At 62.1% G+C, this 15,151-nt stretch carries 8 protein-coding genes; all 8 read left to right on the top strand.

The genetic code is table 11. From position 1 onward, the window contains the following. The first annotated feature begins 7 nt into the window (after positions 1-7). The 8 genes from rplI (at position 8) to ACT8II_RS02125 (ending at position 15,063) form a co-directional block, all read left to right on the top strand. Positions 8-532 carry a 50S ribosomal protein L9 gene (rplI, locus tag ACT8II_RS02160; protein WP_118654073.1) on the top strand — a complete coding sequence of 175 codons (525 nt, stop codon included), beginning with the start codon at positions 8-10 and terminating at the stop codon, positions 530-532. Positions 533-1,012: 480 nt separating this feature from the next. Next, positions 1,013-6,391 (top strand): discoidin domain-containing protein, encoded by a 5,379-nt coding sequence (locus ACT8II_RS02155; RefSeq protein WP_443812902.1) that lies wholly within the window; start codon positions 1,013-1,015, stop codon positions 6,389-6,391. A gap of 579 nt (positions 6,392-6,970) precedes the next feature. Then, positions 6,971-8,365: a replicative DNA helicase gene (gene dnaB / locus ACT8II_RS02150; protein ID WP_199588915.1), complete on the top strand. Its 1,395-nt coding sequence runs from the start codon at positions 6,971-6,973 to the stop codon at positions 8,363-8,365. Positions 8,366-8,626: 261 nt separating this feature from the next. Then, positions 8,627-9,913: an adenylosuccinate synthase gene (locus tag ACT8II_RS02145; RefSeq protein ID WP_118652150.1), complete on the top strand. Its 1,287-nt coding sequence runs from the start codon at positions 8,627-8,629 to the stop codon at positions 9,911-9,913. Positions 9,914-10,100: 187 nt separating this feature from the next. Beyond that, complete coding sequence (purD, locus tag ACT8II_RS02140; protein WP_118652152.1) at positions 10,101-11,408, top strand: phosphoribosylamine--glycine ligase; 1,308 nt, start codon at positions 10,101-10,103, stop codon at positions 11,406-11,408. A 124-nt stretch (positions 11,409-11,532) separates the two neighbouring features. Beyond that, positions 11,533-12,192 (top strand): NUDIX domain-containing protein, encoded by a 660-nt coding sequence (locus ACT8II_RS02135; RefSeq protein ID WP_369834756.1) that lies wholly within the window; start codon positions 11,533-11,535, stop codon positions 12,190-12,192. A 183-nt stretch (positions 12,193-12,375) separates the two neighbouring features. Beyond that, on the top strand, positions 12,376-14,151 hold the full coding sequence (locus ACT8II_RS02130; protein WP_118652154.1) for an ABC transporter ATP-binding protein: 1,776 nt from the start codon (positions 12,376-12,378) through the stop codon (positions 14,149-14,151). Between the two features lie 3 nt (positions 14,152-14,154). Further along, positions 14,155-15,063 carry a hypothetical protein gene (locus tag ACT8II_RS02125; protein WP_118652156.1) on the top strand — a complete coding sequence of 303 codons (909 nt, stop codon included), beginning with the start codon at positions 14,155-14,157 and terminating at the stop codon, positions 15,061-15,063. Positions 15,064-15,151: the final 88 nt, after the last annotated feature.

Below are 15,151 nucleotides of genomic sequence, written 5' to 3'. Positions count from 1 at the left end.
GGTACCCATGAAAGTTGTTCTGCTTGACGAGATCAAGGGCAAGGGCGGCGAGGGCGACATCATCGACGTCGCTCAGGGTTATGCCGAGAACTACCTGATTCCGCAGAAGCTCGCCGTTGCTGCTACCAAGGGTAACCTCAAGCAGCTCGAGGAGCGCCGCAAGAATATCGAGAAGCGCGAAGCCGTCCGTCTTGCCGATGCTGAGGCTCTCAAGGCCAAGCTCGAGGGCCAGAAGGTCCTCGTCGATGCCAAGGTCGGCGAGGAGGGCATCCTCTTCGGTTCCGTCACCGCCGCCATGATCGCCGACGCGATCAAGGCCCAGCTGGACGTCGAGGTCGACCGCAAGCGCATCGAGCTCGGTAAGCCGATTAAGGTTGCCGGCGCTCACGAGGTGTCCATCTCCATTTACCGCGAGATCCGCACCTCCATCATCGTCCTCGTGGGCGTTGAGGAGGCCGAGGCTGACGAGGCCGAGGCTGAGGTTGTTGCCGAGGAGACTGCCGAGGTTGAGACCGAGGCTGCCGCCGAGTAGCACGTGCCGCACGCATAGCATATAGCGACTCGAATGGGGTCCCGTGCCAAGCGCGGGACCCCATTTTGCTGTTGGGCCGATGCGGGCGCGCCAAATGAGGACGTGATCCACTGGCGCCCCGATGGCGCTCGAGGGGTCACTGCCGGACTCAAGGCACGCGTGCCATCGGGGCGCGTGCCGGTGTGTGCGGCTTGGGCCTGCGCGGGAATCAGTCAACAGCGGTGTTCAGCGTGTTTTCAGTCTGCGCTCATGACGGAAAGATTGGTAGGTACCACAAATACCAGTCTGAATAAGACCTGATAAAAATGTGGAAGGTATCTTCTGGTTGTAACCAGTACTGACCGTTTGCCGATGATAATCGGCCGTTGGCGGTGCCCCCCCCCTCGTATCTAAACCACTTACCCGCTTGGGATATGGTCAATCTGTTTAATTGGGGGCGGACTGTGCAGATGGTCCGCAAGTGAGGAAAGGGGGGTGCGGATGAGGAAGAGCAGATTTGCGACAGTTGCCGCTTTTGCAGTAGCTGGCGTGCTCAGTTTTTCTGCTCCGGCGCAGGCAATGGCGGCGGGTTACGGTAGCGTAATCGCCAATAAAACCGGTGATACCGTCACAATGGGAAACGATGCGATATCGCGTACGTGGTCCATCAAGGACGGTGTCCTCAAGACCACCGAAATAAACAACAAGCTTGGAAAATCGAAATTCACGCCTCAGGAGGGCTCCGAGGAGTTCTATATCGAGCAGCTCGTTGAGAGTTCTCGCGTGGAGCCAAGTGAGGCGCTGACGAGTGTCAAACCCGCTGGGAAGGCGCCCGCGACGGCGACCGTCGAGGTTTCGTCGACTATGGACGAGGCGGGGAACGCCGCCGCAAACGCGATTGACGGCGATCCTGCCACCTACTGGTGCTCCGAAGACACCAAGGGCGGGCAGTCGATAATCATCAACTTTGACGGTGCGAAGACTGTCGCGTCCTTTGAATACACGCCGCGCGTAAGCGGAACCAACTGGGGCTGCACCGGTCGTATCAAGAAGTACGTCCTTGAGTATAAGCAGGGCGACGCTTGGACTGAGGCTGCGCGGGGCGAGTTCAACGCTACTGGCAAGACTGCGGTTCAGCTGAACAAGGCCGTTACCACCACGGCGCTTCGCCTCACGGCGACTGAGTCCCATCACTGGGATGCTAACAAAATCAACACCGCGATCAACGTCGCTGAGTTCGACGCCAAGGACGCCGCTGGCAAGAGTGTGGTCACCGCCAGTGCCACCACCTCGTGGTCTGCCGAGGCGAGCTCGGTGCAGAACGGTGACGGCGGCGGTGTCGCCGCGCTGTTCGACGGCAACGTTGGCACCTACTTCCACTCTCGCTACAACAACGATGGCACGGGCACTACGAACCAGATGCCCGTGGACATCACCATCGATCGCGGCGAGGGTGCCAAGTCCGCCTTCCAGACCGTCGGTTACGCCGGTCGTCCGGGCAGCGCCACCTCGAACGGCAATGTGCAGAAGTTCGAGCTGTACGTTGCGGACAGCAAGAGCGACCTTTATAAGGAGACCAGCAAGAAGGGCTCCTTTACGGTCGACTACGCCGGTGCCTACGATGGCAACACGTCCAAGATGATCTACTTTGGTCTCGATGAGGCACAGAGCGGTCGCTATGTGGGCTTCCGCGTGACGCAGGGCGCGAACGGCAACTTTGTCTCCGGATCTGAGCTCGACTTGTTCGCCGAGAAGTTCACCTCCGTTCCCAAGGGCGAGGGTTCGGGCTTTGCCGCCAGCAAGCTCAAACTCAAGGACGTGGCGATTTCCGATACCACGGACAAGCCCGGCAAGATGATCGCCTTCACCTTTGACGCCGCCCAGTTCGGCTCCGCCGACGGCACCGTGGTGGAGAAGGTCGTCATGTACGACGGCGACCACTTCATGCGCAAGTTCCTCGAGGTCAAGCTTGAGGACGAAACGGCTCGCATCAACTTCATCGACGGCGAGCACATCGTCACGTCGAGCGATGACACCATGTGGACGGTCCCCAAGGAGTCCGGCGTCGTGCAGATGGACGCTGCCAAGGCGACGCTCGGCCAGCCCATCTACGTGAACGGCCTGTTCATGGGCTCGGAGTTCCCCGAGACCGACACGCAGATTGCCGACAGCCTGGGCCGCACCCGCTATTGGACGGGCAAGAACTTCGCCGATTTCAAGCGCGACAACCAGCTCACCACGGACGGAAAGTACGTCTCGTGGCAGACGGTCTGCGGTGCCACCCACTCGAACGGCTCCGACATGAACGTTGTCCAGTCCGACTTCTACGCCTACATCACGAGCATCTCCAAGCCGAGTGAGTTCCGCATCCAGTACAACTCCTGGTTCGACAACATGATGTTCATCGACGACGAGAACATCATCGAGTCGTTCAAGGCCGTGGATAAGCAGCTCTCCGAGACCGGCGTGCGCCCGCTCGAGTCCTACGTGGTCGACGATGGCTGGAACCAGTACCGCAAGAACGAGACGCAGTACACCACGGGCGACGATCTGCGCAGGAACGGCTCGGTTGACGGCAAGTACGGCGTCAACAACACCGGTTTCTGGCAGTTCAATAACAAGTTCCCCGACGGTCTGACCCCGTCTTCGAACTTGGTGCGCAAGCTCGGCTCCAACTTTGGTGTTTGGATCGGCCCGCGCGGCGGCTACAACTACTACGGCAACCTTGCCTCGATCATCCAGGATGCGGGTAAGGGCTCCTCTGCCGGCGGCTCCATCGACGTGGCCGACCAGCGCTACGTGACCAACTTCACCGACATGGCCGTTACGTGGATGGAAGATTACGGCGTCAACTACTGGAAGTGGGACGGCTTTGCCGACAGCGCCCAGTACGGCGCCTTTGCCTCGGGCGAGAGCGCCGTGGGCTATGACGAGGCTCACCAGCATATGTACGGTGGTCCCAACGGGTACTTCCACGCCACCGACCTGTGGGAGAAGTGGATCGTCCTGTTCGACAAGGTGTGGGAGACCGCCAGCACCGAGCAGATCGAGGATCTGTGGATCTCGCTCACCTGCTACGTCAACCCCAGCCCGTGGTTCCTGCAGTGGTCCAACTCCGTGTGGATCCAGTGCGTGGGCGACCGCGGCGAGGTCCACGGCGGCGCGGGCAACGACAAGATGAACATCATGCTCACGTACCGTGACGCCTGCTACTACGAGTTCATCAACTCCAACCAGTTCCAGTTCCCGCTCGCAAACCTCTACAACCACGATCCGATCTACGGTAAAGAGGGCACCGGCATCACCGCCGACTCCATGGACGGCGAGCAGTTCCGTAATTACCTGTTCATGCAGGGCACGCGCGGCACCGCCTTCTGGGAGCTCTACTACTCCGACTCGCTCTTCAACGACGAGAAGTACCTCATCAACGCCGACTTCCTCGCATGGGAAGAGGGCAACTTCGACATGCTCCGCAACGCCAAGTGGATCGGCGGCGACCCCGCGTCGAACGCTGGCTTGACGAGCAATCCCACGGTCAACACGCCCGGTACGCAGGAGGCCTACGGCTTCTCAGGTTTCAACACCGCGGGCAACGAGGGCATCATCTCCATGCGCAACCCGGCTAACGCCGAGCGCACCATCGAGTTCACCCTCGACGCCGGCATTGGCTGCACCGAGGATGGCACCTATCAGGTCGTGCGCGACCACGTGTACACCCAGGGTGGCAAGAGCGCTGCCGAGGCACCCAGGACCATCGCCAAGGGCCAGAAGGTCTCCGTGACCCTGAAGCCCGGCGAGACCCAGATTTGGCACCTCTCCAAGGGTGGTGACACAACGGCGCCTACCTTTGAGCGCCTGTACAACGAGGGCAATACGACGCTGCGCGTTCAGGCTTCCGAGCACGTGTACAATACCCAGCTCGAGGTGCTGATCGACGGTAAGAAGGTGGAGCTGGCCGAGGACGCCATCACCGCCTACGCCGACCTCAAGACCTTTGACATCACCCTGCCTGCCGCTCCCGCCAACGGCGCGGCGGTCGAGATCAAGGCGATTGCCGGTGCCGATTCTGCCGGCAACACGTTTGAGGGCTCCATTGTTCGTACCTTCCATGCCGACGGCCTCATCCTCACAGGGACGCGTGCCGCTGGTTCCGTGGAGGGTCCGAATGGCTTTACCGTTGTGGCGACCGTCAAGGACGCCGCAGCGGATACCGTCCTGCTCTCCCAGGGCGATCAGTGGGCGCTCGGTATCGATGCCGAAGGCAAGGCCTACTTCACCGTTAACGGTGTGACCGCCACGTCCGAAAGCACCGTCTCCGGCATCACGACCATCAGCGGTGCCCGTGAGAACAACGGTATGCTCAAGTTGTACGTGAACGGCGAGATTTCCGGCAACGGCTACGATGTCGAGAAGACCGCTGGTTACAGCATCAAGGCGGGCGAGATCAAGGTCGATGCCGCCGCGACCGATTACAAGGTGTACGACCGCGCACTGGGCTACGACGAGGTTCCGGCCTCTCCGCTCGAGGACCTTATTGCCGAGACCCGCGCCCTCAAGGACAAGGTGACCGCCGAGTCCTGGGCCGCGGCGAACATGGATGCTCTGCTTGAGCAGGCCGAGGAGGCCTTGAAGAGTGGCGACACCGCTGCCCAGCAGGCTGCCTATGACGCACTGCGCGCCGCCCGTGCCAAGCTGGTTCCCGGCCTGGGCGAGCCCGAGTTCGTGAACCACGCAAAGGGCAAGAACGCCTCCGCGCACTGGACCGCGGATGATTCCGCCGCCGAGAACAACCCCGATCGTCCTGCGAGCATGGCGGTCGATGGCGAGAAGGGCTCGAGCGCCATGTATGGCGAGTTCGGCCATGACGACCGCGCTGAGAGCTCGTATCTCCAGGTCGATCTGGGGGCCATTGAGGACGTGACGGGCATCAACCTGGTCCGCTTCTACAGCGACGGCCGCACGTATCCCAACACCACCATCGTCCTTTCCGAGGACGAGACGTTCGACGCGGACGACACGATCGTCTACAACTCCGATGCCGACAACAAGAACGGCTTTGGCAAGGGTGAAGACGAGGCGTACGCCGAGACCGCCGAGGGCAAATCGTTCGACGTCGCCCGTGGAACGAAGGCGCGGTACGTGCGCGTGTACATGAACGGCAACACGCGCCCTGGCCATACCGGTAATACGAACCACGTCGTTGAGCTTGAGGTCATGGGTCCCGAGCAGCAGACGCTGGGCGATCCGTTTGGCATCGAGAAGCTCGATGCGATCATCGCCCAGGCAAAGACCGCCCTTGAGAACAAGGACAGCTACACTGCCGATTCGGTGGCGCAACTTGAGACCGCGCTGAAATCCGCCGAGGAGTTTGCGGCCAAGGTCCGCGCCGAGATCGAGGCGGGCACGTTTGAGACCACCTATGGTGAGTTCGACGCCGCGTGTGATGCGCTGCAGAAGGCCATCGACGCGCTGGAGCTCGCTAAGCCCGAGTCCCAGCAGGAGCACACGGTGACCTTCGACTACGGCTACGAGGGCGTGGCGCCCGAGTCCGTTACCGTTGTCGATGGCAAGGCGGTTACCAAGCCGAACGACCCGATCCGCGCGGGCTACGTCTTTAAGGGTTGGACGCTCAACGGCAAGGTCTACGACTTCTCTGCTGCCGTTACAGGTGACATCACGCTCGTGGCGCAGTGGGAGAAGGCCGGAAGCACCAATCCGGACGACCCCTCGAAGCCCGGCTCTGGAACCACCGAGCCCTCCAAGCCTGGTACGGGCCTTCCCGGCACGGGCGACTCTACGCTCCTGATGGTGGGCGGCATCGCGATCGTGGGCATCGGCATTGCCGCTGCTGGCCTCGCGCTTGCTAAGCACCGGAGGTAGTTCAAGCTGCAGGTTGCAGCATAGGGACATTACGAACCCTATTCCCTTGGGACCCCGCATCGTTGTGCGGGGTCCTTTTTGCTGTCGCTTCCGTGGGAAAACTTGAGAGAAATCCACAGGGCCTGTGTCTTGGCGTGCGAACATGTGAAAAAGTCCCAGTTGGAAGGGGCTGGGCTCAAGTTCAAGTACCACTTCAAGGTTGCAAGCCCTCTACCAGCGAACATACTCAAAAAGTGGCCTTTACCTGCGTGTTCACCGAATCATCATATAAGCTGTATGCAAAGAAACCTTCTCTAGCTGGTAAAACGTTGAAAACTGCAGGTCAGAACTGCATCTGTGGAAAACCATCACGGGTCATCGTACAAAAATGTGGAAAACGTTGATAACCCATGCGCGCCCAGATGGAGAAGCCGACTTTTCAACATCCGTCTGTGGAGTGCGCTCTGTCCCCACAAAACGCTTGACTTGAGCTGGGATTGTGCTTTTCGGAATCGTGGGGATACCCTACCATTGGTTGTCCAGCCATATTGCGGGCCTCACCTTGGGTGCCTGCGTGAAGAATGTGGGGAAGGAGCGCGCGTGGAGATCGTGAGCGACGGATGGTCGCAGACCGGTTCTGCCGATTTGGGAGCCCTTAAGGGGTTGCCCAACAACATAGAGGCCGAAGGCAACGTCTTAGCCGCCATGATGCTCTCGGGCGAGGTTGTCGAGGAGGCCCTCGTCGAGCTGCTCCCCGATGACTTCTACCGTCCCTCGCACAAGACGATCTTCACGGCGATGTCCGGCATGTACGAGAGCAGCATGCCCATCGACTCCATCTCGCTCATCGACTATCTGCGCTCCATCGACAAGCTTGAATCGGTGGGCGGCGAGGCCTATATCCTCGAACTCATGGGCAACACGCTCGCGCTTGCGCACTGGCAGCATCATGCCGAGATCGTGCGTCGCGATGCCATGCTGCGCGAGATCATTGGCGCGACCAATCAGATCAGCGCGCTCGCCTACGATTCTCCGCTCGACACCAAGGAGGTCATCGAGCGCGCCGAGTCCATGCTGCTCTCGGTCACCGAGCGCGAGGTCAAGAGCTCGTACAAGGGTCTCACGGACTTCATGACCGAGGCGTATCAGGAGGCCGAGGAGGTCGCGCGCGCGGGCGGCGACGTCCATGGCGCCCCCACCGGATATCCCAGCCTCGACCGCATGCTCATGGGCCTGCGCGAGGGCCAGCTCGTGGTCCTGGGTGCCCGCCCGGCAGTCGGTAAGACCTCGTTCGCACTCAACTTGGCACTCAACGCCGCCGCCGATGGCTACACGGTCGGCTTCTTCTCCCTGGAGATGAGCGGCAAGGAAATCGCGCAGCGCTTCATTTGCGCTCAGGCCATGGTCAACATGTCGAACTTTCGTACCGGCCGCATCTCGCCCGAGGAGTGGGCGAACATCAACGAGGCGATCGGCGAGCTCAGCCGCCTCGATATCCTCATTGACGACACGCCGGGCACCACGGTCACCGAGATCCGCGCCAAGGCGCGCCGTATGCTCCACAACAAGGAGCGGGCCGTCATCATCCTGGACTACCTGCAGCTGGTGAATCCTCCGGCGGGCAAGAACTACAACGGCAACCGCGCCGTCGAGGTCTCCGAGATGAGTCGTGGCCTCAAGATCATGGCCAAGGAGCTCGGCGTCCCCGTGATCATGCTCTCCCAGCTCAACCGTTCGCTCGAGGGACGTACGGGCAAGCGCCCGCAAATGAGCGACCTGCGTGAATCGGGCTCCATCGAGCAGGACGCCGACATCGTCATGCTGTTGGACCGCTCGAGCACCGAGAGCGAGGCAGAGCGAGAAGACCGCCCGGACTTTGGCATCACGCGCGTGATCGTGGCGAAGAACCGTTCGGGCCCCATCGGAGATGTGGACCTGATGTTCCTGCCCGCTTCCACGAAGTTCTACGAGATTGACGAACACGCCGCCGAGTAATGCGCGTTCAGCCCAACCCCCCCACGTCTGCGACATTTTGTCGCAGACGTGTCGCAGCGTGTTCGCCGGCAGGGGGCGTGTCTAGCCCTATTGAGTAATGGTGGAATGAGGTCCCGTGCCGCATCGCTGGCGGCGCGGGGCCGTAGTACGCCTATAATGGGAACGCTGGGTCGATTTTGCCCGGCCGTGCCGGATAAACCCCCGGCGTACAAGACGACTCGTGCGGATCAAGCCTCCGCGCGCACGGAATGAGGAGTAGTCATGCCGTCAACAGTGTTGGTGGGAACCCAGTGGGGCGACGAGGGCAAGGGCAAGATCTGCGACTTGATCGCTCCCGAGTTCGATTGCGTCGTTCGCTATCAGGGCGGCAACAACGCCGGTCACACCATCGTGGTGGGCGATAAGAAGTACGGCCTTCACCAGGTTCCCTCGGGCATCATGTATCCCGAATGCATTTCGGTCATCGGCAATGGCTGCGTGGTGAACCCCGCGGTCCTGCTTGAGGAGATCGACATGTTCGAGGGCGATGGCATCTCCACCGCCAACCTCAAGGTCTCCGGCAACGCGCACGTGATCATGCCCTATCACATCGACCTCGACGGCGCGTACGAGGAGCTGCTCGGCAAGAACAGCATCGGGACCACCAAGCGCGGTATCGGCCCGTGCTATCAGGACAAGATGGCGCGCATCGGCATCCGTATGCAGGACCTGCTGGACGAGGAGACGTTCCGGTCCAGGCTGTCCGCGGTTCTCGACCGCGTGAATCCTCAGCTCGAGCGCATCTTCAACCTGCCCACCTACACGGTTGACCAGATTTCCGAGACCTACCTCCCCATGGCCGAGCGCCTGCGTCCCTACATCTGCGAGACGGGACTGTTGCTCAACGATCTGGTCGAGCAGGGCAAGACCATTCTGTTCGAGGGCGCGCAGGCCACGCTGCTCGATATCGACCACGGCACGTACCCGTTTGTGACCTCGTCCAACTGCACCGCTGGTGGTGCCGTGACGGGCTCCGGCGTGGGCATGAAGAACATCGACCGCGTGCTGGGTATCATGAAGGCATACATCACCCGCGTGGGCTCCGGCCCCATGCCCACCGAGCTCGACTATGAGACGAGCCAAGAGGGCCGCACTCTTACCGAGGTCGGCTACGAGTACGGCGTGACCACCGGCCGCCGCCGTCGTTGCGGCTGGTTCGACGGCGTGATTGCCCGCTATGCCACGCGTGTGAACGGCCTGACCGACATCGCCCTCACCAAGCTCGATGTGCTGTCCGAGTTCGACACCATCAAGGTCTGCGTGGCCTACGACTGCGACGGCGTTCGTTACACGAGCGTACCCGAGCACGCCGCCGCGTTCGCGAGCGCCGTGCCGGTGTATGAGGAGCTGCCCGGTTGGAAGTGCGACATCACCGGATGCCGTACGTTCGATGAGCTGCCCCAAGCAGCGCGGGATTATGTGGCCTACATCGAGAAGCTCGCCGGCTGCAAGATCTCGTTCGTTGCCGTGGGCCCGGATCGTGAACAGACCATCGTCCGCGACTGGTAACGGACTTCCCAGCCACCCGAAGCTCGGGGTTCACTCGTCGGTCGCCGCACGCTAGGCGTGCTCCCTCCTCGTTCACCCCGATCTTCGGCACCTGGAAAGCCCGTTACCTCGGACCTGAGATACATCTCTGGTTGAGTTAATTTTGAGCGGGCTCCGTTTGGGGCCCGTTCGTGCATAAGGAGGACGCATGAGCGCAACCGAGAACACTATCGACATCCTGCTGCTCGGCAGCGGCGGTCGCGAGCACGCCCTGGCGGCGAAGCTTGCCGAGTCCCCGCTTTGCGGCACCCTGTACATCGCCCCGGGCAATGGCGGAACGCTTGCCGTGGGCGAGAACGTGGCGCTTGATGCCGAGGACCCCGCCGCCGTGGCGGACTTCGCCCGCGAGACCGGCTGCGGCTTGGTCGTCATTGGCCCCGAGGCTCCGCTCGTGGTGGGCGTCGCCGACGCGGTGCGCGCAGCTGGCATCCCGTGCTTTGGCCCGGGTGCCGAGGGTGCTCAGCTTGAGGGCTCCAAGCGCTTCTCCAAGGAGCTCATGGCCCGCGCCGGCATTCCCACAGCGGCGTACGGCTCCTTTACCAGCGAGGATGAGGCACTTGCGTACGTGCGCGAGCAGGGCGCCCCGGTGGTCGTGAAGGCCGATGGCCTTGCGGCAGGCAAGGGCGTCGTGGTGGCGCTCACACTCGACGAGGCGCTGAACGCCGTGCACGGATGCTTCGACGGCGCCTTTGGCGACGCGGGCAGCACCGTGGTCATTGAGGAGATGCTCACCGGCCCCGAGTGCACGTTGCTGGCCTTCACCGACGGCAAGACGGTTCGCCCCATGGCCACCTCGCAGGACCACAAGCGCGCCCTCGAGGGCGATTTGGGCCCCAATACCGGCGGCATGGGCGTGTACAGCCCGGTGCCGATCGTGACGCCCGAGGAGCATGCCGAGATGTGCCGCATCCTCGAGGAGACCATCGCCGCCACGCAGCGTGAGGGCATCGACTATCGTGGCTGCCTGTACGGCGGCTTCATGCTCACGCCCCAGGGCCCCAAGGTGATCGAGTACAACGCGCGCTTTGGCGACCCCGAGACTGAGGTCCTCATGCCGCGCCTTAAGAGCGACCTGGTCGAGGTCATGCTGGCCTGCGCCGAGCGTCGTTTGGATGAGATCGAGCTTGAGTGGCGCGACGAGTGGGCCGTCTCCGTGGTTCTCACGAGCGCCGGCTACCCCGGTTCGTACGAAAAGGGCAAGGCCATCACCGGTATCGAGGATGCCGAGGCCATGGAGAACGTGACCGTGTACCACGCCGGCACCGCCATGACCGACGCCGGCGAGCTCGTGACCTCGGGCGGCCGCGTGCTCGACGTGACGGCGTTGGGCGACACCTTTGAGGCCGCCCGCGACTTGGCGTACGCTGCCTGCGATAAGATCGACTTCGAGGGCAAGACGCTTCGTCACGACATCGGTCTGCGCGCCCTGCGCGGCCGCGACGCCTGGGACGCATAGGGTCGCCGTACTTTGCGCTGACCGCTCTCATGGGACGAAGAGGGTAGGAATGTCGAAAATCGGCGTCAAATTTCGACGTTTTTTCGACATTCCTACCTCTCATTTCAAAGATGCAAGTAGGAGGATGACGATGATGGACGAAGGGCGGAACGAGGAGTTCGAAGCCGAGGTCGTTGAAGCGGAGGCTAACGAGATGGAGCAGACCGAGCCCGCCTTGGTGCTCGGCGACGACGATCCGCGCGATGCTGGGCTGCACGAGCGCATCCTCTCGGAGGAGCAGGCCTGGAAGGGCAAGTTCCTCGATGTGCGCAGCGCTCAGGTCGAGCTGCCGAACGGGCGCATCGCTGGTCGCGATCTGGTTCGGCATCCGGGTGCCTCCGCCGTGGTTGCGCTCACCTCAAGCGGCAAGATTGTGCTGGTGCGTCAGTATCGCACGGCGATTGATCGCGTGACGGTTGAGATACCCGCCGGAAAGCTCGATCCGGGCGAGGACCCGATCGAATGCGCAAAGCGCGAGCTGCTTGAAGAAACAGGCTTTAAGGCATCGCGCATTCAGTACCTCACCACGATTGCGACCACGCCCGGCTTTTGCGATGAGGTCATTCACATCTACATGGCCACGGGACTCACGTTTGCCGGCGCGCACCCGGATGACGACGAGTTCGTGAACGTGGACCTGGTGCCGCTTGCGGAGCTCATCGATGCGGTGCTCGACGGCAAGATCGAGGACGCAAAGACCGTCGTGGGCGCGCTCGCCTGCGACGCGATCTCGCATCGGCTGTAGCTGGCCGGCGGCGGGGGAGGGTATTTACACCTGGGCTGGTCCTCGTTCCTGCGGAATCGCCCAGGCGCAAAAACCCTCCCCCGCCACCTGCGTTGACCTGCTCGGCGAGATTGCGGCGCGGGGGAGAGCGCCCGTGGGACGGTCGGGTTTGCTAGAGTGAAGGGTTTGTTGAGGGCTTTGCCTATGTTCAAACGGTTTCTTTCCTATTATGGGCCCGAGAAGGGGCTTTTTATTGCGGACACGCTGTGTGCACTGGTGCTTGCTGGCATTGACTTGGCGTTTCCGAGCATCCTGCGCGGCCTGACCAACGGGCTGTTCACCGAGGGGCAGGCCGCCATTATGGGCGCGCTGGGGTATATCGCCGCTGGCCTCATCATTCTCTACGCGATTCGCTGCGCGTGCCGGTACTTCGTGTCGGCGCAGGGCCACATCATGGGCGCCCGCATGGAGTCGCGTATGCGCGAGGAGCTGTTCGACCAGTACGAGCGATTCAGCTTCGCCTATTTCGACGCCCACAACTCCGGCGACATGATGAGCCGCGTGGTCAACGACCTGTTCGACATCTGCGAGGCGGCGCACCACGTGCCCGAGTGGATCATCATCTGCGGTATCGAGATCATCGGCGCCTTCGTGATCCTCTTCACCATTTCTCCGGTGCTGGCGGGCGCGATGGCACTCATCACCGCCGTGTTCGTTGTGATCATGGTGCGCCAGAACTTCCATATGCGCGCCGTGTTCGCCGACAACCGCCATCGCATTTCCGACGTGAATGCGCAGCTCCAAGACTCGCTCGCCGGGATGCGCGTGGTGAAGTCGTTTGCCAACGAGGAAACGGAGCGCGCCAAGTTCCGCGCCTCCAACGACCGTTATCTCGACTCCAAGGTCGCGCAGTACCACGTGATGGGAAGTTACCAGGCCACCAGCGCGCTCATGACTGGCGTGCTGTACGTGACCATCGTGGTGCTCGGCGGCTATCTGGTGGCTCAGGGGCAGATGACGGCCGTCGACATGGCGACGTTCGCGCTGTACATCTCGCTGTTCGCCACACCCATCGAGACGCTCGTGAACTCCACGGAGAACTTCCAGAAGGCCGCCGCAGGTTTCCACCGCATGGACGAAGTGCTGCAGACAGCCCCCGACATCCAGGATAGGCCCGGTGCTACCGAGCTGCAGGTACGCCAGGGCGCCATCGAGTATCGCGACGTCTGCTTCTCCTACCCCGACGCCGAGATCGGAGAGGACGGCGCCGAGCGCGAGCGACCGGTCATCGACCACATGAGCCTCAGCATTCGCCCGGGCGAGACGATCGCGCTCGTGGGGCCCTCCGGTGGCGGTAAGTCCACCACGTGTTCGCTGCTTCCGCGTTTTTACGATGTGACGTCCGGATCGATTTCCATTGACGGCCAGGACGTGCGCTCGGTGACGCAAAAGAGCCTGCGCCGCGCCATCGGTTTGGTGCAGCAGGACGTCTATCTGTTCGACGGCACGCTGCGCGAGAACATCGCCTACGGCCGCCCGGGCGCGACGGACAAGGAGATCGAGGACGCGGCGCGTAAAGCGAACATCCATGATTTCATTGCCAGCTTGCCTGAGGGATACGACACGCTGGTGGGAGAGCGCGGCAGTCGCCTTTCCGGAGGCCAGAAGCAGCGCGTGGCCATTGCGCGCGTGTTCCTCAAGAACCCCGCGATCCTAATCTTGGACGAGGCGACCTCTGCCCTCGACAACGAGAGCGAGGAGGCCGTTCAGGAATCTCTCGAGCGCCTTGCTGCCGACCGCACCACGATCATCATCGCGCACCGTCTCTCCACCATTAAAAACGCGGATGAAATCGCGACGGTTGAGCATGGTCGCGTTGTGGAGCGCGGCACGCACGACGAGCTTCTCGCGCGCGGCGGTACGTATGCCCGTTACTATCGGATGCAGTTTGAGGGCACGCGGGCGCGCGACGTGAGGTAGGCGATGAGCAGCAAGCACAATATGACACCCGACGAGGCGGAGGAGCTTTTTTCCGAACTCGATTCCTCTGGCGTACTCGATCCCAATCGAGCAGCAGCGCGCGAGGGGAGGCTCAAGCGTCGGCTGCTCGCGCGACGGACGGCGGGCGAGGCCGCGGAAGCTGAGCGCGATGCCGCCGACCACGAGCGCTCGCAGGCGCGTGCCGGCAAAATCGACCCGCTGTCAGAGCAAGATCCGTCGGGCTCGCAGGTAAGTAAGGCGATTTCCCGCACCGCCATTGCGGTTATCCTGGGCGTATTCGTGTTTGTGATGGGCATGCAGATCGTGTACGGCGTGAGCAGGCGCCTGAACACGGCGAACCTGTCCGAGCGCACCAACGTCGACACGGTCTCGCACGCAATGGAATCGGGCGTGGAGTGGGGTAACGGCTTCACGCAGTTTCCCGACGATTTCACGGTGGATGAGGCGAGCGAGAAGACCGGAGCGGTCGAGGTCTCCGTGGTGGACACGGATTCGCGCAACGAGCTTGAGATTCTGTCGAACTCGCAGATTCAGGCGAGCGCCTTGGCGACCAACGCGCTGCTCAACGATAAGATCAACCGTGTTGTCTACAACGTGTACGCGCTTGTGGATAGCAAAGGCGCGTATCAGCACGATAGCCTGTTCGGCTTTGTTCCCGCGCGTGGAACGCGTCGCGCGATGCTCACGTTTGTGTGGACCAAGTCGCAGTCGAGCACGCCGACGAACATCGACTGGGAGCTCAAGATCATCGGTATGGATGACGACCTTGCCGAGGCTATTCAGGAGCAGGTGAATTCGGTGAGCTCGCTCACGGAGAACCCCGGCGCCACGCAGAGCGAGATCGACGAGGAACTCACCCTGCGCGACAAAGACGCCCTGTTGGCGGAGTAGGGAGCGGGCCGCGGCGTCGGCCGTGCCAGTCCGGTCCGGGGCATTTGGCGTGCCAATTGGGGACGTGCCCCTTTGGCACACCCAGGGG

The sequence above is a fragment of the Collinsella sp. genome (assembly GCF_052346665.1).
In the GTDB taxonomy this organism is placed as follows: domain Bacteria; phylum Actinomycetota; class Coriobacteriia; order Coriobacteriales; family Coriobacteriaceae; genus Collinsella.
The sequence above is the reverse complement of the archived record's forward strand: the minus strand, read 5'-3'. Positions and strand labels throughout refer to the sequence as shown.

Bases quoted from the DNA above. Each gene is read 5' to 3' on its own strand.
- rplI (WP_118654073.1), top strand. From the start codon at position 8: ATGAAAGTTGTTCTGCTTGACGAGATCAAGGGCAAGGGCGGCGAGGGC.
- ACT8II_RS02155 (WP_443812902.1), top strand. From the start codon at position 1,013: ATGAGGAAGAGCAGATTTGCGACAGTTGCCGCTTTTGCAGTAGCTGGC.
- ACT8II_RS02145 (WP_118652150.1), top strand. From the start codon at position 8,627: ATGCCGTCAACAGTGTTGGTGGGAACCCAGTGGGGCGACGAGGGCAAG.
- purD (WP_118652152.1), top strand. From the start codon at position 10,101: ATGAGCGCAACCGAGAACACTATCGACATCCTGCTGCTCGGCAGCGGC.
- ACT8II_RS02135 (WP_369834756.1), top strand. From the start codon at position 11,533: ATGACGATGATGGACGAAGGGCGGAACGAGGAGTTCGAAGCCGAGGTC.
- ACT8II_RS02130 (WP_118652154.1), top strand. From the start codon at position 12,376: ATGTTCAAACGGTTTCTTTCCTATTATGGGCCCGAGAAGGGGCTTTTT.
- ACT8II_RS02125 (WP_118652156.1), top strand. From the start codon at position 14,155: ATGAGCAGCAAGCACAATATGACACCCGACGAGGCGGAGGAGCTTTTT.